Raw genomic sequence first — 19,385 nt, forward strand, 5'->3', positions numbered from 1 at the left:
ATCAGTTAGCCACCGACAGCAACTCGATTTCGAACACCAGTGGTGTGTAGGGCGCAATCAGATCACCTGCGCCCTCGGCACCGTAAGCTTTTGCCGAAGGGATCACCAAGCGCCATTTCGCACCTGTCTTCATGTGCGGTAATGCCACCTGCCAGCCTTCGATCACCGAGTCCAGGCTGAACCATTGCGGCTGCTGGTTCTGGTCGAACACAGAGCCATCCGGCAATCGGCCTACGTAACGCACCTGTACCTTGCCCCCGGCCTTGGGTTGAGCGCCTGTACCGCTTTGCAATTCACTGTAGAGCACGCCTTCTGGCAACTCGTGCATGCCAGCGCGTGCCCGTTCGTTGGCCATGAAGCGCGTTTCCACTGCCTGCAGTTTGTCCGCTTCAGCCTGCTCGACGGCGCTGCCTGCCTGTTCTTCATGCTGCTGGAGGATGGCCTGCATCCGCGCTTTGTCGAGCTTCAGCGGCTGGCCTTGATAGGACTGGCGCAGGCCTTCGATCAGGGCATCCAGCTGCAACCCGGGCATTTCCTGGCGCAAGCGCTCACCCAGGCTGGCGCCAAGGCTGTAGGCGAGATCCTGGTCGTTGGCAGGAGGGGTGTCAGGGTTGGCCAGGGCAGCGGTGGCCAGAAGGCAAAGGCCGAATAAAAGATGACGAGACATGCTCAACTCCTGCTCCAATGAGCGGGGAAGTATGCCAGCCCTGTTGTCGATGGATGTGTAAATATCAGCAACGATTTATTAAGCAACTACACTTGCACGGAGCTGCAAGATAACAACTTTGCCCAGGCATGCAACGCGGCGCCATCGATACTGTCAACATGCCCTAGCGGCGGTAGCAGCAGAAGCATAGTATGAGCCGCAATCTCGTCAGCCAGGAGGTAAACCATGTCGGCTAAGAAGAAGCCAGTCAGTACGCCGTTGCACCTGCTCCAGCAACTTTCGGGCAGCCTGCTCGAACATTTGGAAGACGCCTGCTCCCAAGCGCTGGCGGATGCTGAGAAACTGCTGGCCAAGTTGGAAAAACAACGCGTAAAGGCCCAGGAAAAACTGCATAACGGTCGCCTGAAGTTGCAGGACGCGGCCAAGGCAGGCAAAGCCAAGGCCCAGAGCAAAGCGCACAAAGCCATTGGCGAACTTGAAGAGTTGCTCGATTCGCTCAAAGACCGTCAATCGCAGACACGTACTTATATCCAACAACTCAAGCGCGATGCTCAGGAAAGCCTGAAACTGGCCCAGGGTGTTGGCAAGGTTCGTGAAGCCGTGAGCAAGGCGCTCGACCAGCGTGCAGTGGCCACTAAAGCCAAGCCTGCGGTTGCCAAGGCGCCGGCGAAGGCTGCCGCTAAACCAGCCGCTGCCAAATCTCCTGCCAAAGCGGCTGCTGCGAAAACCCCAGCCAGGACTGCTGCCGCCAAGCCCGCTGCTGCGAAAGCTCCAGCCAAGACTGCTGCCGCCAAGCCAACTGCTTCGAAAGCTCCAGCCAAGACTGCTGCCGCCAAGCCCGCCGCTGCGAAAGCCCCAGCCAGGACTGCTGCTGCCAAGCCCGCCGCTGCGAAAGCCCCCGCCAAGGCTGCTGCTGCCAAGCCCGCCGCTGCGAAAGCCCCCGCCAAGGCTGCTGCTGCCAAGCCCGCCGCTGCGAAAGCCCCCGCCGAGGCTGCTGCTGCCAAGCCAGCTGCTGCGAAAGCCCCAGCCAAGACTGCTGCTGCCAAGCCAGCTGCTGCGAAAGCTCCAGCCAAGGCGACTGCTACCAAGCCAGCTGCTGCGAAAGCCCCCGCCAAGGCAACTGCTGCCAAGCCGGCGGCTACCAAGGCGCCAGCCAAAGCCACTGCTGCCAAGCCAGCCGCTGCCAAAGCTCCCGTCAAAGCTGCTACCGCCAAGCCAACTGCTGCCAAGGCGCCAGCCAAGCCAGCCGTCAGCCAGGCACCTGAAGCCAAGCCGGCCTCACCCGCACCCGCGACCAATTCGGCCGCTCCCGCCCCATCGCCGGCACCTGTGAGTACTGCTGTTCAGGCGCCGTCCTCGGCGTCCTGAGTCCCTGCGGCCGCGACGCGCAATCGAACCAGCGCGTCGTGGCTTCGGGCCTGGTCCGGCACGAGCAGGGCCAGCCAATCCTCCGTACGCTCACCAGCGTCCGCGGGCCATTGTTGCGAACGCTGCTGCAAGCGTTCGAGCAGCGCCTTCTCTGCCTGCAGTTCCAGCCCCTTGACCTGTTCGCGCAGCGCCAGCAACTGCGGGTCGCTCGTCGCCGCTTCACGCCATTGCTGGCGAAGGTGGCGCAGTGGGGCCACTACCTCGCGTTGCCAGGGGGCGGCCAATTCACGCAAGGCACCCACGCGCGCGCGACTGGCTGCCACTCCACGTATTTGCAGCCAGGTGCCACACAGCAACAGGCAGACATCGGCCCCTGACGCTTGCAGTGCCAGGCAGGCCTGTTCCACACCAGGCCGGGCGTACAAAGCGAGGGCGTGATTCCATAGGTCGGTGTACATGATTCCACTCACGCTACGGGCCGAGGAAGCTGGTAGACTCCGCGACCATCATGATCAGACTATCCAACCTCACTTTACAGCGTGGTCCGCAGCGCTTGCTAGAAGGCGCCGAGATGACCCTGCACGCCGGTCACAAGGCCGGCCTGATCGGCGCCAACGGTGCCGGAAAATCCAGCCTGTTCGCCCTGCTGCGCGGTGAGCTATCGCCCGATGCCGGTGACTGCCAGCTGCCGGGCGACTGGCGCATAGCCCACATGCGCCAGGAGGTCGATACCCTCGACCGGGTTGCCGTGGACTATGTGCTCGATGGCGATGTCCGCCTGCGCAAGGTCCAGGCTGAACTCGCCGCCGCCGAGGCTGCCCACGACGGCACCGCGCTGGCGCGCCTGCACAGTGAGCTGGACAGCGCCGACGGCTATACCGCTGATGCCCGTGCGCGCAAGCTGCTTGCCGGCCTGGGGTTCACCAACGAGCAGATGGACCGCCGCGTAGGTGATTTCTCTGGTGGCTGGCGGATGCGCCTCAACCTGGCCCAGGCACTGATGTGCCCATCCGACCTGTTGCTGCTCGACGAACCGACCAACCACCTGGACCTCGATGCGATCCTGTGGCTGGAGGACTGGCTCAAAGGTTACCCCGGCACACTATTGCTGATTTCCCATGACCGCGATTTCCTCGACGCCGTGGTCGATCACGTTCTGCATGTCGAGCAGCGCAAGCTCAACCTGTACAAGGGCGGCTACACGGCTTTCGAGCGCACCCGTGCCGAACGCCTGGCGCAGCAGCAGCAGGCCTATGAGAAGCAACAGGCCCAGCGTGCGCACATGGAGAAGTACATCGCTCGTTTCAAGGCCCAGGCCACCAAGGCTCGCCAGGCGCAGAGCCGGATCAAGGCCCTGGAGCGCATGGAAGAGCTGTCGGCGGCACATGTCGATTCGCCGTTCGACTTCGTCTTCCGCGAGTCGGAGAAAATCTCCAGTCCGTTGCTGGACCTGTCCGAAGGGCGTCTGGGCTACGGCGACAAGGCGATCCTGGAAAAGGTCAAGCTGCAACTGGCGCCGGGTGCCCGCATCGGTCTGCTCGGCCCTAACGGTGCCGGTAAGTCGACCTTGATCAAGAACCTCGCCGGTGAGTTGCAGCCATTGGGCGGGCGCCTGGTGCGCGGCGAAAACCTGGCCGTCGGCTACTTCGCCCAGCACCAACTCGACTCCCTCGACGACAAGGCCAGCCCGCTGCTTCACCTGCAGCGGATTGCCCCGACCGAGCGCGAGCAGACGTTGCGCGACTTCCTTGGCGGCTTCGACTTCCATGGCGACCGTGTCGACGAGCCGGTGGTGAATTTCTCCGGTGGCGAGAAGGCGCGCCTGGCCCTGGCCCTGATCGCCTGGGAACGCCCGAACCTGTTGTTGCTCGACGAACCGACCAACCACCTCGACCTGGAAATGCGCCTGGCTCTGACCATGGCGCTGCAGGAGTTCGCCGGTGCCGTGGTAGTGGTCTCCCACGACCGTCACCTGCTCAAGAGCACCACCAACGATTTCCTGCTGGTGGCCGATGGCAAGGTCGACACCTTCGATGGCGATCTGGACGACTACAGCCGCTGGCTGGTCGATTACCGCCAGCGCAGCGCGCCGGTCAACAGCACGGTGGCCAACCCGGACAAGACCGACAAGAAGGCCCAGCGCCAGGCAGCAGCGGCCCTGCGTCAGCAACTGGCGCCGCACAAGCGTGCGGCCGAGAAGCTCGAGGCCGAGCTCAATCAGGTGCACAGCCAGCTGGCCGAAATTGAGACCGCGCTGGGCGATGGCGGACTGTACGACGCAGCACGCAAGGACGAGTTGCGTGACCTGCTGGGTCGTCAGAGCAAGCTCAAGCAGCGCGAAGGCGAGCTGGAGGAAGCCTGGATGGAAGCCCTGGAGACTCTGGAAAGCATGCAGGCCGAACTCGAGGCGCTGTCCTGATGGAGGAGCTGCGCTCGCTGTTGCCGGGGCAATGGATGGATACCTTCTGGCTTGGGCTGCAGATACTGCTGATTCTGGTCGTAGCGTTCGTCCTTCAGCGTATCGTGGCCCGTGGCCTCAGCCGCCTGGGCCAGCGTTACCCCTTGCCGCCGGAGCTGCTGATGCCTGTGCGTGGTGGTCTGCGCTGGCTGATCATGGGCAGTGCACTGCTTTTCGTGCTGGAGCGCATGGGGGTATCGGCGACGGTGTTGTGGACGGCGTTGTCCGGCTTCGTCGCCGTCGCTGCGGTGGCGTTCTTCGCCATGTGGAGCGTGTTGTCCAACCTGCTGTGTGCGGTGTTGATCTTCACCGTCGGGCCGTTTCGCATCGGTGATGTGGTCGAACTGGTCGACACCCTCGACAAACCTGGCGTCAAAGGTCGGGTGATCGCTATCAACCTGCTGTTCACCACGCTGATGGAAATGCCCGAGGCCGGTGGTGCGCTGGTGCAGGTACCCAATAGTCAGTTCTTCCAGAAGTCGGTACGTCGCTGGCGGGGAACCGAGGTGCAGTCCCTCCAGCAAGACGCTTCGGTCGAGGCGGACTGAGTTGTCCGAGGCGGCCGTGGCGTTGTGTTCCGGCGATACAAATCCTTCAGAAAGCACTGGTTATTTTTTCGCCAACACCTTAGCTTAATGTTTTGCAACAAATGTTCGAGCGAGGTGTGTGATGTCGATGGAAGTGTGGTTGGGCTTCTTTGCCGCGTGCTGGGTCATCAGCCTGTCGCCGGGTGCGGGGGCGATCGCCTCCATGTCCAGTGGGCTGCAGTACGGTTTCTGGCGCGGTTACTGGAATGCCCTGGGCCTGCAACTGGGCCTGATCATGCAGATCGCCATCATTGCCGCCGGTGTCGGCGCCATCCTTGCCGCCTCTGCCACCGCCTTCCAGGTCATCAAGTGGTTTGGCGTGTTCTACCTTGTCTACCTGGCCTATCGGCAATGGCAGGCGTTGCCGATGGACATGTCCGACGAGTCGGGAGTGCGCCCCATCGGTAAGCCGCTGAGCCTGGTGTTCCGTGGTTTTCTGGTGAACGTCAGCAACCCCAAGGCACTGGTGTTCATGCTGGCGGTACTGCCGCAGTTCATCAATCCGCACGCGCCGCTGCTGCCGCAGTATGTGGCGATCACCATAACGATGGTCACCGTCGACATGCTGGTGATGGCCGGATACACCGGATTGGCTTCGCGGGTGTTGCGCCTGCTGCGTACGCCTAAGCAACAGAAGCGCCTGAACCGCACCTTTGCCGGGTTGTTCATCGGCGCGGCGACTTTCCTGGCCACCTTGCGTCGTGCGCCGCTCTGATTGAGCGTGGGCTGCCGTGCAGCCCATCTCCTTGCACCGACCCGCGACTCGACCGTGTCTATTTCTGCCGGTCCATCAACCCCTTGAGCAGGTCCAGCGGCAAGGGGAAGACGATGGTCGAGCTCTTGTCTCCAGCAATCGTCCCCAGGGTCTGCATGTAGCGCAGTTGCATGGCCCCTGGCTCCTTGCTGAGCATCTGCGCGGCCTGCATCAGTTTTTCCGAAGCCTGCAACTCCCCTTCGGCATGGATCACCTTGGCCCGCCGCTCACGCTCGGCCTCGGCCTGGCGGGCAATGGCCCGGACCATCGACTCGTTCAGGTCGACATGCTTGATCTCGACGTTGGCTACCTTGATGCCCCAGGCATCGGTTTGCGCGTCCAGCACTTGGCGAATGTCCGAGTTGAGTTGCTCGCGCTCGGCCAGCAACTCATCGAGCTCATGTTTACCGAGCACAGCGCGCAGGGTGGTCTGGGCCAGCTGGCTGGTGGCGACGAGGAAATCCTCCACCTGGATGATCGCCTTTTGCGGGTCCAGTACGCGGAAGTACAGCACGGCGTTTACCTTGACCGAGACGTTGTCGCGGGTGATCACGTCTTGCGGTGGAACGTCGAGTACCACCGTGCGCAAGTCGACCCTGACCATCTGTTGTATCACTGGAATCAACAGGATCAGTCCAGGCCCTTTGACCTGCCAGAAGCGCCCCAGCTGGAACACCACACCACGCTCATACTCGCGCAGGATGCGAAACGCCGAGAGCAGCAAAACCGCCAGCAACATCAGCAGGGCACCGAAGCCCAATTGCATGAACATCATCATTCCCCTTGCGCCCCGGGTGCTGCAGCGCTCACATCCAGCATGACACCGTGACGGGCCATCACCCGGACGGACTGGCCGACTTGCAGCGGTGTCTTGCACTGGACTTGCCATTGTTCGCCCTGGGCCTGTACCGAGCCGCAGAACGGGTTGTCCGCCATCACTTGGGTAACCTTCACCAGGCTGCCGACCAGGCCGGCATCACCGCTGACCAGCGCCCGTCGTCGCGCCCTGAGGGCCATGCCCACCACGCCGCCGAGCAGCAGTGCCGAAGCCACTGCGAGCGTGACGATCAACGCCAACGGTATGCCGAAGCCAGGGGCGTCGGTATCCATCAGGATCACAGCGCCGACGACAAAGGCGACGATGCCGCCAAAACCGACCACGCCGAAACTGGGTAGGAACGCTTCGGCGATCATGAACGCAAGGCCGAGCAGGATCAGCGCCACCCCCGCATAGCTCACCGGTAGCAGCTGCAGGGCATACAGCGCCAGTAGCAGACATATCCCTCCCACCACTCCGCCTACCCCCGAGCCGGGGTTCATGAACTCGAACAGCAAGCCGTACACACCGATCATGATCAGAATGAGCGCTACGCTCGGGTTGGTGATGACCGCGAGCAGCCGGGTGCGCCAGTCCGGCAAGTGCTCGACAACGCGAGCTCCATCGGTTTGCAACGGGCGTGGCTGGTCAGCAGCCGTAAGTGTCTTGCCATCGAGCTGACGCAGCAGATCGGGCAGGTCACTGGCGACCAGGTCGACCACCTTCAGACGCAGCGCTTCACTGGCCGACAAGCTGACGGCCTCGCGCACGGCCTGCTCCGCCCAGGTCGCATTGCGTCCACGCAATTGCGCCAGGCCTCGAATGTAGGCCGCGGCGTCATTGACCTGCTTGCGTGCAAGGGCGTCTTCGTCACCACTGGGTTTGGCCTTGTCATCCTTGGGGGTACCTGGCGGCGCGCCGATTTGCACCGGCGTTGCGGCGCCAAGGTTGGTTCCCGGGGCCATGGCTGCCACATGGCTGGCATACAGGATGTAGGTACCAGCACTGGCGGCGCGGGCGCCGCTGGGGGCCACGTAACTGGCCACAGGGACAGGGCTCGCGAGAATAGCCTTGATCATCTGGCGCATCGCGCTGTCCAGGCCGCCAGGGGTATCCATGCGGATGACCACCAACTGCGCGCCTTGCTCATGGGCTTGTTCAAGGCTGCGAATCAGGTAATCGGCGCTGGCCGGGCCGATGGCATCGTCGATGCTCAGCAGCCAGACTGGAGCGGGCGCGGCAAGGCCGCTCTGGAAGGTGCCGAGCATCAGTAACAGACATAGCCAGCGCACGCAGCACCTGATCACCTGTCGTCACCTCGTCCACCTCTGTAAATGAAGTTTAGTCGTGCCTGTTGGGGTAAGGCCTAAACTTGGAGATTAGGGGCCGCGTCACCAAGGTATTTCGAAGCTGATCTTCAGCTCGTCGCGACGTAAGGCCGCTCCTGACAGAGACTTGGGGGGCGAACCGGAGGTGCATCATGCGTATGGCCAAGACCCTGCAGCAGCGCCTGGACCAGGCCAACTGCGATTACGACATCATTCCCCATCCACACTCCGCCACGAGCCTGGAATCGGCACGCACGGCCGGTGTACCCGCGGAACGGGTTGCCAAGTCGGTGATGCTTGATGACCGTCATGGCAACTACATCATGGCGGTGCTACCGGCCAACCGCCATTTGGACATGAGCAAGGTACGCATGTCCGGTGACTGGCAACTTACCCGCGAGAGCGGGCTACCGAGCCTCTTCGTCGATTGCGAGCGAGGCGCCGTGCCTGCGGTGGGCGATGCCTACGCTATAAAAATGCTCTTGGACCCCAACATCACCCGTCAAGGCGATGTCTACCTCGAAGCAGGCGATCACGATCACCTGATCCACATGAGCATGGAGCAATACCTCAAGCTCGTGCCGAGCGCCGAAGTGCGCGAGCTGTGCTGATGTTCTCAAACCAATGCCGGGCCGGCGTCGTGGACGGTCTGCCCGGCGCATGAGGAGGAATCATGGAAGCACCGATCCATCCATTCGCGGAATTGTTCAAGCAACTGGGTCTGCCGGACGATGCCGTGAGCATCGACCAGTTCATCGCCAGCCATTCGCCCTTGAAGAATGAGATAAAACTGGTGGATGCACCGTTCTGGACCGACGCCCAGCGGGCTTTCCTGCAGGACAGCATCATCGAAGATGCCGATTGGGCGGTCCCTTTCGACCAGTTGAACGAGGCCTTACGTCGCCCTCGTAAATAAAGCGCCGAGCGGCACCTGATGAGTGATTTGGCCGTTGCTATGCTCAGGAAAAACAAGAGGGGATAGCGCAATGAAAGATCCCTACGCGCCAGGCTTCTGGTGCTCCGTGACGATCCTGGGCACACTGACGGCCGGTTATTTCTATGGCATCCGCCATACCCAGCAGATGAACCAGGCGGTGCAGTTCCTCTATGCCGCCGCTGCGGTGACCGCGGCGGTTGCCCTGATGGGACTGGCCTGGATCGCCTGGCAGCAGTTGCACCTGAACAAGCGCGAGGTGGTTCAGGGGCGAACGTTGTTGACCATCTGGAACACCAAGGTTGCGCTGCGCCGTGTCGAGACTGTGTTCGACCGCTATTTCTGGGGTAGCTACTGGCACTCCGGGCGTACCTTCGAAGAGGTCATGGGCGAACTCAAGGGGACGCCACTGGAGCAGAGCCTGGATGCGCTCAAGCGCCAATGCCGGGCGCTCGACCGCGAAGTGCACGACCATCATCACCGCTGGCTTGCCAACGCCCGTGACCTGTCCAGCGTGGCGACGGCCATGGCCCGCGAGCGTTATCAGCTGGATCTGTGCGAGCCGTCTAGCACGGGCCATGGCAACACGGCAGTGCTGAATCGGGATCTTGAAGTGCTGGTGTACACCTGGTCGGCGCGCCTGCGCAGTTTCGACCATCAGCTGGACGAACTGGAGCGCGCTTACCATTGAATACCAAGGCGATCATTCGCCGCGGATGTATTGCTCCAGCTGCTTGATCAGGTTGGCCTGTTCGGCGATGGTTTCCTTGACCAGGTCACCGATCGACAACAAGCCCAGCAGTTCGTCATTGCTGACCACGGGCAAGTGCCGCAGGTGCCGGTCGGTCATCAGGTTCATGCAGTACTCGAGGTTCTGCTTGGGCTCCACCGTGACCACCGGCGCGCTCATGATGTCGCGCACCGGCGTGGCAGCCGAAGAGCGGCCCTTGAGCACCAGCTTGCGGGCATAGTCACGCTCGCTGACGATCCCCACCACTTTGTCGTTCTCCACCACGGGCAGTGCGCCGACATTCTTTTCTGCCAGCAACTTCAGGGCGTCGAGCACCGAGTCGTCAGGGCCGATGGTGTAGACGGTCTGATGCTGGGACTTGGTCTTGAGGATTTGTTCGACGTTCTTCATACAGGCCTCTGCGGGTGGAAAAAGCGATCTGTCCGAGTAAATAAAGCATCCGGTACGAAGGCTTGCACGGCAATGCAGGAAACGGCATGGAGGCGATTGAAAAACGTCATGACGCGGCGCGCCTGTTTTCGGCCGGGCTCATTCGCGAGTGGCCTGTCAGGCGGCCAGAACGAAAAAGCCCCGGGAGTGATCCCAGGGCTTTTGATATGGCGCACTCGGCGGGATTCGAACCCACGACCCCTGCCTTCGGAGGGCAGTACTCTATCCAGCTGAGCTACGAGTGCAACGCGCACGCATAATACCCATCTGTGTCGATGACGTCCATCGCCTTGATCTGTGGCCATTTTTCCCCCAGTCGTCCGGCACCACGCTGTACCTGCAGGGGCCGGCTTGGCGGAGGTTGCACCGTGAAATTCCAGACGGGGTGTTCAACCGTTCGTTCTTTTTTTCGAACAGCCTATTGTCCAACACCCCAGCACCCGCTTAGCATTCGTTTGAGATTTCAAACGCTCCGTGCCACGGGCGCGCTTTTCAACAATCAACAATTCGGGAAGCCGACATGCAGCTCAAAGACGCTCAGTTGTTCCGCCAACAGGCCTTCATCAATGGTGAATGGCTGGACGCGGACAGCGGCCAGACCATCAAGGTGACCAATCCGGCCACTGGTGAAGTCATCGGTACCGTGCCGAAGATGGGCACCGCGGAAACTCGCCGCGCCATCGAAGCCGCCGACAAGGCCCTGCCGGCCTGGCGTGCACTGACCGCCAAAGAGCGCTCGGCCAAGCTGCGCCGCTGGTTCGAACTGATGATCGAGAACCAGGACGACCTGGCTCGCCTGATGACCACCGAACAAGGCAAGCCACTGGCCGAAGCCAAGGGCGAAATCGCTTACGCCGCCTCGTTCATCGAGTGGTTCGCCGAAGAAGCCAAGCGCGTGTACGGCGACACCATTCCGGGCCACCAGCCGGACAAGCGTCTGATCGTCATCAAGCAGCCGATCGGTGTCACCGCCGCGATTACCCCGTGGAACTTCCCGGCCGCGATGATCACCCGTAAAGCTGGCCCGGCCCTGGCCGCTGGCTGCACCATGGTGCTCAAGCCTGCTTCGCAAACCCCGTACTCCGCCCTGGCCCTGGTCGAGCTGGCCAACCGTGCCGGCATCCCGGCTGGCGTGCTGAGCGTCGTGACCGGCAGCGCTGGCGAAGTCGGCGGCGAGCTGACCGGCAACTCCCTGGTACGCAAGCTGTCCTTCACCGGCTCGACCGAAATCGGTCGCCAGCTGATGGAAGAATGCGCCAAGGACATCAAGAAGGTTTCCCTGGAGCTGGGTGGTAACGCCCCGTTCATCGTGTTCGACGATGCCGACCTGGACAAGGCGGTCGAGGGCGCGATCATCTCCAAGTACCGCAACAACGGGCAGACCTGCGTCTGCGCCAACCGTATCTACGTGCAGGACGGTGTCTACGACGCGTTCGCCCAGAAGCTGGCTGCCGCTGTCGCCAAGCTCAAGATCGGTAATGGCCTGGAAGAAGGCACCACCACTGGCCCGCTGATCGATGGCAAGGCTGTCGCCAAGGTCCAGGAGCACATCGAAGACGCCGTTGGCAAAGGTGCCAAGGTGTTGGCAGGCGGCAAGATCATCGAAGGCAACTTCTTCGAACCGACCATCCTGGTCGACGTACCGAAGACCGCTGCCGTCGCCAAGGAAGAAACCTTCGGCCCGCTGGCGCCGCTGTTCCGCTTCAAAGACGAAGCCGAAGTCATCGCCATGTCCAACGACACCGAGTTCGGTCTGGCTTCGTACTTCTACGCCCGTGACATGAGCCGCGTGTTCCGTGTTGCCGAGGCCCTGGAATACGGTATGGTGGGTATCAACACCGGCCTGATCTCCAACGAAGTGGCGCCGTTCGGCGGCATCAAGGCTTCCGGCCTGGGTCGCGAAGGTTCCAAGTACGGTATCGAGGACTACCTCGAAATCAAATACCTGTGCATCAGCATTTGATGTAAAGGCTTTACCTCTGCCAGCGGGGCGCGAGAGCGACGCCTCGCTGGTCTTTTTGACACTGCAGTACCTGGTGGCCAGGCCGTTCGCGACAGTCGATCAACGAATACTGATCGCGGGCAGCGCCAGCCACCCCCGAATAAGAGCGCCGTCAGAGTCGGCGCGAATGAGGGCATTATGAGCAAGACCAACGAATCCTTGATGCAACGTCGTGTAGCCGCCGTCCCACGTGGCGTTGGCCAGATCCACCCGATCTTCGTCGAAAGCGCGAAGAACTCGACCGTGATCGACGTTGAAGGCCGCGAACTGATCGACTTCGCTGGCGGCATCGCCGTACTGAACACCGGCCACCTGCACCCGAAAGTGGTCGCGGCCGTGCAAGAGCAGCTGACCAAGGTCAGCCACACCTGCTTCCAGGTCCTGGCGTACGAGCCCTATGTAGAGCTGTGCGAAAAGATCAACAAACTGGTTCCAGGTGACTTCGCCAAGAAAACCCTGCTGGTGTCCACCGGTTCCGAAGCTGTCGAGAACGCCGTCAAGATCGCCCGCGCCGCCACTGGCCGTGCTGGCGTCATCGCCTTCACCGGCGGCTACCATGGCCGCACCATGATGACCCTGGGCCTGACCGGTAAAGTCGTGCCGTACTCCGCTGGCATGGGCCTGATGCCAGGTGGCATCTTCCGCGCCCTGTTCCCGAGCGAGCTGCACGGTATCAGCGTTGACGACGCCATTGCTTCGGTCGAGCGTATCTTCAAGAACGACGCCGAGCCGCGCGACATCGCCGCGATCATCCTCGAGCCAGTACAAGGTGAAGGCGGCTTCCTGCCAGCGCCGAAAGAGCTGATGAAGCGTCTGCGCGAGCTGTGCGACAAGCACGGTATCCTGCTGATCGCCGACGAAGTACAGACTGGCGCTGGCCGTACCGGTACCTTCTTCGCCATGGAACAGATGGGCGTTGCGCCTGACCTGACCACCTTCGCCAAATCCATCGCCGGCGGCTTCCCACTGGCCGGTGTCTGCGGCAAAGCCGAGTACATGGACGCCATCGCCCCGGGCGGCCTGGGCGGCACCTATGCCGGTTCGCCGATCGCCTGCGCCGCGGCCCTGGCCGTTATTCAGGTGTTCGAGGAAGAGAAGCTGCTGGACCGCAGCAAGGCTGTTGGCGAGCGCCTGACCGCTGGCCTGCGCAAGATTCAGGAAAAGCACCCGATCATCGGTGATGTTCGTGGCCTGGGCTCGATGATTGCTGTCGAAGTCTTCGAGAAGGGCACTCACACCCCGAACCCAACCGCGGTAGCCCAGGTGGTTGCCAAGGCGCGCGACAAGGGGCTGATCCTGCTGTCCTGCGGTACCTACGGCAACGTTCTGCGTATCCTGGTTCCGCTGACCGCCGAAGACGCGCTGCTGGACAAAGGCCTGGCAATCATCGAAGAGTGCTTCGCTGAACTCGCTTGATGTGACCTGCGTCAGAAAAAAACCCGCTTCGGCGGGTTTTTTTTGTGCCAAGAAAACGCCGGTGGCGCTATGTTTGTCGGAGGACTTGCCTTGGAAGCTGCAACGGATTGCGTGTCAGGGATATTCAGGAGTTGGCCATGAACGCTGCAGACCCCACCCCACCTTGCGTATTGATTGCCGAGGGCGACCCTTGGGTGCGCGATATGCTCAGCGAAATGCTGCTCAGTGTCCGCTGCGATGCTCGTCTGCAAGTGTGCGCCGATGGCGCCCAGGCGCTGACTGCACTGTCCAGCAAGCCCGACCTGATCATTGCGGCCCGTGAGCTGGCAGGTGTCGATGGTCTTGACCTGCTGCGCAAGGTCCGCGCCAAAGGCCCGGAGTTGCCGTTCATTCTCATGAGCAACCGCAGCGACAGCGCCAGTGTGCGCGAGGCCTTGCCATTGCACCCCACGGCCTACCTGAGCAAACCACTGAACCTCGATAGCCTGCGCAAGCGCCTGGAAGCGTTGCTGTTGGAAGTTGGCGAACAGATCGCTTGCCCGGTTCAACCCTTGCAGCCGGGTATCACGCTGAGTGCCTTCCTGGAGCAGCGCCGTGCCACCGCTGATGGCGGCCCCCTGTTCGCTGACGTGGAGCTTGCGATCAAGCGAGCGCTGAATCCACAGGGGTTGGACCTGAAGGTGCTCGAAGCCGAAGTGCGTGACGATCCGCAAATTACCGCGGTGCTGATCGCCGCTGCCAACAGCGCCGCCCTGCACCGCGATGCCCCGGTGCAAACCCTGTTGCAGGCGTTGAACAAGCTGGGCAGCACGCAGAGCATGAACCTGATACTGGGTATGACGCTCAAGCGCAGCGCGCGCCTGAGCGACCCGTTGCTGGCGAGCCAGGCCACGCACTTCTGGAAGCTGTCGCTGCACAGCGCTGAGTATGCCCGCAGCTTGGCGCGCATGCTCGAGCTCGATGAAGAGCGCTGTTATTGCGCAGGCTTGCTGCATTGCCTGGGCGACCTGGCTGTATTGCGCTGCCTGCAGGAGTGGCGACTGGGGGGAGGCGCACTGGACGAACATCAGGTGCAGCAGTCGCTTGATGAGTTCGGTGCGGCGTTCGGCTCGGCGTTGCGCACCCGTTGGCGCTTGCCGCTGAGTCTGCGCGAGCTGATTGCAGCCATCTACCAACTGGGTGGGGGGGTGTACTCGCGGGAGATCCTGGCCATGAACCTGGCTGGGCAATTGGCGCGGTTGCCTGGGGACCAAGGGCTGGAAAAGCTGGCCAGCAGCAAGACCGCCCGCCTGCTTAAGGTCGGCTTGCCCGAGTTGAACCGGCTGCGCAAGTTGGACAGTGCCGAGGTGAAGCCGAAGGAGGACGTGACGGTTGAGGTGGCTGTAGCAACTGCTGATGAAGAAGAGCCCTCATCCAACGAGGGAGAGTCTCCGGCCTGACAAACCGGAGTCGCAGTACGGGCCAGGCGCTGGTGGCTTGCCGGGTCATCCCATCACTATCTGGTTCTTGCCTTGCCGCTTGGCCTGGTACATGGCCGCATCCGCCCGGGCGAATACGCTGTCCAGCGATGCATCTTCATCGGTCAGCCCGGTCAATCCCTGGCTGATGGTCACGCCATAGGTGTGATCGCCATGGGTGAAGCTCAATCGCTGAATCTCTCGCTGCAGGCGCTCGGCGATCTGCTCCGCCATCTGCGCCGTGCAGCCTGGAAACACCGCGGCGAACTCCTCGCCGCCAATACGCCCGAATACGTCGCCGCGCCGTAGAACGGCTTTGCCGCTATCGGCGACGCGCTGCAGGACTTGGTCGCCTTCCTGGTGGCCGTAGCTGTCGTTGATCTGTTTGAAGTCGTCGATGTCCAGCAGCAGGAAGGCCAGTGGTGTGCCAGCCTCGCGGGCACTGGCGAAGGCCTGGTTGGCACAGTCGAAGAAATGCCGGCGATTGCTGCTCTGGGTCAGCACATCAGTGGTGGCCAGGCGCTGCAGTTCGCCTTCCAATTGCTTCTTTTCGGTGATGTCCTCGGCGATGCCGACGATGATCACGCGTTGCTCGCCATCACGCTGCTGATTGATGTAGCACTTGTCGCTAAGCCAGCGTACTTGGCCGTCGGCATTGATGATCCGATACTCGCGGTCTTCCATCGAGCCTTTGAGCAGCACCTGGGCCAGACTGCGTTCGGCGTGCTCCAGGTCATCCGGGTAGATGCTGTCGCGCCACTCGTTGTAGTCGGCCAGCACCAGGCTGGCCGGTCGGCCGAAGATGCGTTCGTAGGCTGGGCTGACGTACAACACTTGACGGGCTTCCCAGTCGAAAGCCCACAGCACTGCGTTGACGCTGTCGAGCAGCGAGCTGAAGAGCTGCTCACGCTCGCTGAGGCGGGCGACTTCACCTTGCGCATGCAGCAGAGCCAGCAGGGTCTGGGCGGCTTCCGGTGGTTGGGATGAATGGTTGGGCTTGGCCATGTGCACGAAGCAGTTCTCGACATGAAAGCGTGCGGCCACAGACCGGCCTGCCACGCGGGCGATGTGCCGATTTGAGTTCAAGTGCTGGCGGGAAGTTCCAGGCAAACGCCCCGCTGGATGGGGCGTGCCGATCAACGGTTATCAGGCGCCGGTAGGGCGCAGGGAGTAGGTCTTGAGCTGCGCTGCGAAGTCGTGCAGCGCGTGGATACCACTGGCCTCGGCCTCATGCACCCAGTCCTTGATGGCGGCAAGCATGTCATGGCCGTTGGCGCTGGTCCGGGCCCAGATCTGCTGCAGGGCCAGGCGCTTCTCGTAGATGGTCTTCAAGGCCTGGCTATGGGCGAGCATGGACTCGATGCGCGCGTGGTGGCGATCTTCCAGCAAGCTGGTTTCCCGCGACAGCAGGCGTTTGGCGCGGCGGAAGTGGTGGCGCACCGAGGCGTCCACCTTGGCCAGCTCTTGCTTGACCAGCGGGCCGATCACCAGCTTGCGGTACTGAGCCATGATCTGGAAGCGGTTGTTGAGGATGGCCATGGCGGTATCCATGTCCAGGCTGGCCTTACCCTCGACCCGGTGGGCGATAGGCGCGACCCGTTGTACCTTGGCCAGGCGCAGCAGGCAGAACAGGCGGATCCAGGCCCAGCCCATGTCGAATTCCCAGCGCCTGACCGAAAGCTTGGCCGAGTTAGGGTAGGTATGGTGATTGTTGTGCAGTTCTTCCCCGCCAATGACGATGCCCCATGGCACCAGGTTGGTGGCGGCGTCGCGGCATTCGAAGTTGCGGTAGCCGACGGCATGGCCCAGGCCGTTCACCACGCCTGCGGCCCAGAATGGAATCCACATCATCTGAACTGCCCAGACGGTGATGCCGAGGGTGCCGAACAGCAGCAGGTCGATGACGGCCATCAGCGCGATGCCGCCCAGCTTGTAGCGTGAATAGAGGTTGCGCTCGATCCAGTCATCCGGGCAGTTCTTGCCGTAGATGCGCAGGGTCTCGGGGTTGCGCGCCTCTTCCCGGTAGAGCTCCGCACCTTTGCGCAGCACGGTGCCCAGGCCCTTGTAGACCGGGCTGTGCGGGTCTTCAGGGGTTTCGCACTTGGCGTGGTGCTTGCGGTGGACGGCGGTCCATTCGCGGGTATTCTGCGCCGTGGTCAGCCACAGCCAGAAGCGGAAAAAATGCTTGAGCGCACCGTTGAGCTCCAGGGCGCGGTGGGCGGAGTAGCGGTGCAGGTAGACGGTGACGCTGACGATGGTCACATGGGTCATCAGCAAGGTGATGGCGACCAGTTGCCAGGCCGACAAGTCGAGCAGGCCGTTGTACCACATAGGTTTGGAAACCCTCGAAAACAGGGAAGGGCCTGATTATCCCTTGGTAGGGAAATAAAACCAGTCACCCTTTCAGATAGGAAGTCACGACATGTTTCAGCCTTTATAATGCCCCATCCTTTTTCATGGGCTTTGCACCCGACATGTCTGTTTCTGTTCGCGACGCCTTGCGCATGGCTGCGCTCTACGTGGTGCTCTCGATCCTCTGGCTGGTGATGTCCGAGGTGGTGTTGCACAGTATGTCTGAAGACCCGCTGGCGTTGACCGTGGGGCGGCAGATCAACGTCGTGCTCTGGGTGCTGGTCAGCGCTGCGCTGATTTTCGTCTCCCGCGCCCGCCTGCTCAATTTCATCGGGATGGGCGCCCGCCTGCGCAGCGAGGACCGTGAGCGCTTGCGCATGGCGGCCGCGGTGTTCGACAGCACCCTCGAAGGTGTGTTGGTCACCGATCGTCAGGGCCTGATCGTGCACGTCAATCGTGCGTTCATGCGCATTACCGGCTATCAGCAGGACGAAGTGCTCGGCCAGCGGCCCAGCAAGTTCAAGTCCGGACGCCACGGCGCGCCGTTCTACCAGCAGATATACGCCACTTTGGCACAGAAGGGCGAGTGGAGCGGAGAAATCTGGAACCGGCGAAAAAGTGGCGAGATCTACCCGCAATGGCAGACGATCTGCGCTATTCGCGACGATGGTGGTGACCTGACTCATTATGTTGCCGTGTTCAGCGATATCAGTGCGATCAAGCATTCCGAGCAGGAGCTTGCCTACGTGGCTCACCATGATCCGCTCACCGGTCTGCCTAATCGTTTGCTGTTCAACGACCGTGCCGCCCAGACCCTGGGTGCCGCCCAGGCCAACAAGCGCGGTTGTGCGTTGCTGCTGCTGGACCTGGACCACTTCCAGAGCATCAACGACGGCCTGGGCCACACCATTGGCGATCAGTTGCTCAAGCTGGTCGGCGAGCGCCTGGTCGAAGTGTTGGGCAATGGCGTGACCCTGGCGCGCCTGGGTGGCGACGAGTTCGGCGTGTTGTACGAAAACTGTCAGCAGGTCGGCCAGGCCGGCAAGTTGGCTCAGCGCATCATCGAACGGATGCGCGAACCGTTCACCTTCGACGGCCATCGCCTGTTCATCAGCGCCAGCGTCGGTATCAGCCTGTTCCCCAACGATGCGCTGAGCGCAGAGCAGCTGTTGCGCAATGCCGACTCCGCGCTGTTCAAGGCCAAGAGCAACGGCAGGGCCTGCTATGCGTTCTATACCGAAGAGTTGACCGCTCACGCCCAGCATCGGGTGGAAACCGCCGGCGAGTTGCGGCGGGCCCTTGAAGAGCAAGAGCTGCGGGTCTTTTTCCAGCCAGTGCATGACCTGTTCACATCGAAAATGGTCGGGGTCGAGGCACTGGTCCGCTGGCAGCACCCTCAGCGTGGCCTGGTACCGCCAGGCGAGTTCATCCCGATTGCCGAGCGCACGGGGCTGATCGCCGAAATCGATGCCTGGGTGTTGCACCAGGCCTGCCGGCAGATGGTGCAGTGGCAGGTCGAAGGGCGGCAGTTGGCGTTCGTCGCGGTGAACATTTCCAGCCGCCTGTTCAGCCAGAACGACCTGTATCGGCAGGTGGCCGAGGTGCTGCACGAAACCGGGCTGAACCCGGCTTTGCTGGAGCTGGAGGTGACCGAAAGCGCGGTGATGGAGGACCCGGAGGTCGCCTTGGAGCAACTGCACCGCTTGCGTGAGCTCGGTCTGAACCTGGCCATCGACGACTTCGGCACGGGTTACTCATCGCTGCTGCGGCTCAAGCGCCTGCCGGTACAGAAGCTGAAGATCGACCAAGGCTTCGTCGCCGGCCTGCCGCTCGATGACGATGACATCGCCATTGTCCGGGTGATCATCGCCCTGGCCCGCAGCATGGGCATGCAAGTGCATGCCGAGGGCATCGAGCAGCCCGAGCAGGCGCGGTTCCTGCTCGAACAGCAGTGTCAGCTGGGGCAGGGGTACTGGTTCGGACGCCCAGTGCCCGCGCGGGATCTGCACTGGGGTTGATCCCTTTGCTGGCAAGCCAGCGCCCTATGGGAGCCGGCTTGCCAGCG

Annotated in this window: 18 protein-coding genes and 1 tRNA gene; 11 read left to right on the forward strand and 8 right to left on the reverse strand. The window is 62.1% G+C overall.

The window, feature by feature from the left end:
* Position 1: 1 nt before the first annotated feature.
* Positions 2 to 667, reverse strand: a complete 666-nt coding sequence (locus IF103_RS01035) for an FKBP-type peptidyl-prolyl cis-trans isomerase (protein WP_202675804.1) — start codon at positions 665 to 667, stop codon at positions 2 to 4.
* A 225-nt stretch (positions 668 to 892) separates the two neighbouring features.
* Here IF103_RS01035 and IF103_RS01040 point away from each other — a divergent pair, with 225 nt between their 5' ends.
* A complete protein-coding gene (locus IF103_RS01040; RefSeq protein ID WP_202675805.1) occupies positions 893 to 2,035 on the forward strand; it encodes an AlgP family protein in 1,143 nt (380 codons plus the stop codon).
* Here IF103_RS01040 and IF103_RS01045 read toward each other — a convergent pair.
* Positions 2,011 to 2,493, reverse strand: coding sequence for a TIGR02444 family protein (locus IF103_RS01045; protein WP_023378131.1), 483 nt, complete (start codon positions 2,491 to 2,493; stop codon positions 2,011 to 2,013). The genes IF103_RS01040 and IF103_RS01045 overlap by 25 nt on opposite strands.
* Positions 2,494 to 2,543: 50 nt before the next feature.
* On the opposite strand from IF103_RS01045, the gene IF103_RS01050 reads away from it, so the two are divergent.
* From IF103_RS01050 to IF103_RS01060, 3 genes are all read left to right on the forward strand, one after another.
* Positions 2,544 to 4,454, forward strand: coding sequence for an ATP-binding cassette domain-containing protein (locus IF103_RS01050; protein ID WP_023378132.1), 1,911 nt, complete (start codon positions 2,544 to 2,546; stop codon positions 4,452 to 4,454).
* Positions 4,454 to 5,041 (forward strand): mechanosensitive ion channel family protein, encoded by a 588-nt coding sequence (locus IF103_RS01055; RefSeq protein WP_023378133.1) that lies wholly within the window; start codon positions 4,454 to 4,456, stop codon positions 5,039 to 5,041. The genes IF103_RS01050 and IF103_RS01055 overlap by 1 nt, the downstream gene beginning before the upstream one ends.
* 121 nt (positions 5,042 to 5,162) lie before the next feature.
* Positions 5,163 to 5,795: a LysE family transporter gene (locus IF103_RS01060; protein WP_023378134.1), complete on the forward strand. Its 633-nt coding sequence runs from the start codon at positions 5,163 to 5,165 to the stop codon at positions 5,793 to 5,795.
* 58 nt (positions 5,796 to 5,853) lie between these two features.
* Here the strand turns inward: IF103_RS01060 and IF103_RS01065 are convergent, their stop codons facing one another.
* Positions 5,854 to 6,606 (reverse strand): slipin family protein, encoded by a 753-nt coding sequence (locus IF103_RS01065; RefSeq protein ID WP_023378135.1) that lies wholly within the window; start codon positions 6,604 to 6,606, stop codon positions 5,854 to 5,856.
* Positions 6,607 to 6,608: 2 nt separating this feature from the next.
* Positions 6,609 to 7,958 (reverse strand): NfeD family protein, encoded by a 1,350-nt coding sequence (locus tag IF103_RS01070; protein ID WP_027907886.1) that lies wholly within the window; start codon positions 7,956 to 7,958, stop codon positions 6,609 to 6,611.
* A gap of 173 nt (positions 7,959 to 8,131) precedes the next feature.
* Here IF103_RS01070 and IF103_RS01075 point away from each other — a divergent pair, with 173 nt between their 5' ends.
* The 3 genes from IF103_RS01075 to IF103_RS01085 all read left to right on the forward strand — a co-directional run bounded on the left by IF103_RS01075 (position 8,132) and on the right by IF103_RS01085 (position 9,604).
* Positions 8,132 to 8,590, forward strand: a complete 459-nt coding sequence (locus IF103_RS01075; RefSeq protein ID WP_023378137.1) for an aminoacyl-tRNA deacylase — start codon at positions 8,132 to 8,134, stop codon at positions 8,588 to 8,590.
* Positions 8,591 to 8,652: 62 nt separating this feature from the next.
* Entirely contained in the window at positions 8,653 to 8,895 is a 243-nt protein-coding gene (locus tag IF103_RS01080) for a DUF2789 domain-containing protein (protein WP_023378138.1), read from the forward strand.
* 70 nt (positions 8,896 to 8,965) lie between these two features.
* Complete coding sequence (locus tag IF103_RS01085; RefSeq protein WP_023378139.1) at positions 8,966 to 9,604, forward strand: hypothetical protein; 639 nt, start codon at positions 8,966 to 8,968, stop codon at positions 9,602 to 9,604.
* 12 nt (positions 9,605 to 9,616) lie between these two features.
* Here the strand turns inward: IF103_RS01085 and IF103_RS01090 are convergent, their stop codons facing one another.
* Together IF103_RS01090 and IF103_RS01095 are read right to left on the reverse strand one after the other, a co-directional pair.
* Complete coding sequence (locus IF103_RS01090) at positions 9,617 to 10,054, reverse strand: CBS domain-containing protein (RefSeq protein WP_023378140.1); 438 nt, start codon at positions 10,052 to 10,054, stop codon at positions 9,617 to 9,619.
* 207 nt (positions 10,055 to 10,261) lie between these two features.
* Positions 10,262 to 10,338, reverse strand: a tRNA-Arg gene (locus tag IF103_RS01095).
* 275 nt (positions 10,339 to 10,613) lie between these two features.
* On the opposite strand from IF103_RS01095, the gene gabD reads away from it, so the two are divergent.
* The 3 genes from gabD (at position 10,614) to IF103_RS01110 (ending at position 14,950) form a co-directional block, all read left to right on the forward strand.
* A complete protein-coding gene (gabD, locus tag IF103_RS01100) occupies positions 10,614 to 12,056 on the forward strand; it encodes an NADP-dependent succinate-semialdehyde dehydrogenase (RefSeq protein WP_023378141.1) in 1,443 nt (480 codons plus the stop codon).
* Positions 12,057 to 12,233: 177 nt separating this feature from the next.
* Positions 12,234 to 13,511, forward strand: a complete 1,278-nt coding sequence (gene gabT / locus IF103_RS01105) for a 4-aminobutyrate--2-oxoglutarate transaminase (protein ID WP_023378142.1) — start codon at positions 12,234 to 12,236, stop codon at positions 13,509 to 13,511.
* A 137-nt stretch (positions 13,512 to 13,648) separates the two neighbouring features.
* Positions 13,649 to 14,950 (forward strand): response regulator, encoded by a 1,302-nt coding sequence (locus tag IF103_RS01110; RefSeq protein WP_023378143.1) that lies wholly within the window; start codon positions 13,649 to 13,651, stop codon positions 14,948 to 14,950.
* A 45-nt stretch (positions 14,951 to 14,995) separates the two neighbouring features.
* On the opposite strand, the gene IF103_RS01115 is transcribed toward IF103_RS01110, so the two are convergent.
* A complete protein-coding gene (locus tag IF103_RS01115; RefSeq protein WP_104882400.1) occupies positions 14,996 to 15,973 on the reverse strand; it encodes a GGDEF domain-containing protein in 978 nt (325 codons plus the stop codon).
* A gap of 141 nt (positions 15,974 to 16,114) precedes the next feature.
* Positions 16,115 to 17,299, reverse strand: coding sequence for a delta-9 fatty acid desaturase DesA (gene desA, locus IF103_RS01120; protein ID WP_023378146.1), 1,185 nt, complete (start codon positions 17,297 to 17,299; stop codon positions 16,115 to 16,117).
* A 143-nt stretch (positions 17,300 to 17,442) separates the two neighbouring features.
* Between desA and dibA the strand changes: the two genes are divergently transcribed.
* Complete coding sequence (dibA, locus tag IF103_RS01125; RefSeq protein WP_041925579.1) at positions 17,443 to 19,338, forward strand: phosphodiesterase DibA; 1,896 nt, start codon at positions 17,443 to 17,445, stop codon at positions 19,336 to 19,338.
* Positions 19,339 to 19,385: the final 47 nt, after the last annotated feature.

The organism is Pseudomonas sp. SK2 (assembly GCF_016772395.1).
GTDB lineage: Bacteria > Pseudomonadota > Gammaproteobacteria > Pseudomonadales > Pseudomonadaceae > Aquipseudomonas > Aquipseudomonas taiwanensis.

Bases quoted from the DNA above. Each gene is read 5' to 3' on its own strand.
- IF103_RS01090 (WP_023378140.1), bottom strand. From the start codon at position 10,054: ATGAAGAACGTCGAACAAATCCTCAAGACCAAGTCCCAGCATCAGACC.
- IF103_RS01115 (WP_104882400.1), bottom strand. From the start codon at position 15,973: ATGGCCAAGCCCAACCATTCATCCCAACCACCGGAAGCCGCCCAGACC.
- IF103_RS01110 (WP_023378143.1), top strand. From the start codon at position 13,649: ATGAACGCTGCAGACCCCACCCCACCTTGCGTATTGATTGCCGAGGGC.
- IF103_RS01085 (WP_023378139.1), top strand. From the start codon at position 8,966: ATGAAAGATCCCTACGCGCCAGGCTTCTGGTGCTCCGTGACGATCCTG.
- desA (WP_023378146.1), bottom strand. From the start codon at position 17,299: ATGTGGTACAACGGCCTGCTCGACTTGTCGGCCTGGCAACTGGTCGCC.
- gabT (WP_023378142.1), top strand. From the start codon at position 12,234: ATGAGCAAGACCAACGAATCCTTGATGCAACGTCGTGTAGCCGCCGTC.
- gabD (WP_023378141.1), top strand. From the start codon at position 10,614: ATGCAGCTCAAAGACGCTCAGTTGTTCCGCCAACAGGCCTTCATCAAT.
- IF103_RS01060 (WP_023378134.1), top strand. From the start codon at position 5,163: ATGTCGATGGAAGTGTGGTTGGGCTTCTTTGCCGCGTGCTGGGTCATC.
- IF103_RS01050 (WP_023378132.1), top strand. From the start codon at position 2,544: ATGATCAGACTATCCAACCTCACTTTACAGCGTGGTCCGCAGCGCTTG.
- IF103_RS01065 (WP_023378135.1), bottom strand. From the start codon at position 6,606: ATGTTCATGCAATTGGGCTTCGGTGCCCTGCTGATGTTGCTGGCGGTT.
- IF103_RS01055 (WP_023378133.1), top strand. From the start codon at position 4,454: ATGGAGGAGCTGCGCTCGCTGTTGCCGGGGCAATGGATGGATACCTTC.
- IF103_RS01040 (WP_202675805.1), top strand. From the start codon at position 893: ATGTCGGCTAAGAAGAAGCCAGTCAGTACGCCGTTGCACCTGCTCCAG.
- dibA (WP_041925579.1), top strand. From the start codon at position 17,443: ATGTCTGTTTCTGTTCGCGACGCCTTGCGCATGGCTGCGCTCTACGTG.
- IF103_RS01045 (WP_023378131.1), bottom strand. From the start codon at position 2,493: ATGTACACCGACCTATGGAATCACGCCCTCGCTTTGTACGCCCGGCCT.
- IF103_RS01035 (WP_202675804.1), bottom strand. From the start codon at position 667: ATGTCTCGTCATCTTTTATTCGGCCTTTGCCTTCTGGCCACCGCTGCC.
- IF103_RS01080 (WP_023378138.1), top strand. From the start codon at position 8,653: ATGGAAGCACCGATCCATCCATTCGCGGAATTGTTCAAGCAACTGGGT.
- IF103_RS01075 (WP_023378137.1), top strand. From the start codon at position 8,132: ATGCGTATGGCCAAGACCCTGCAGCAGCGCCTGGACCAGGCCAACTGC.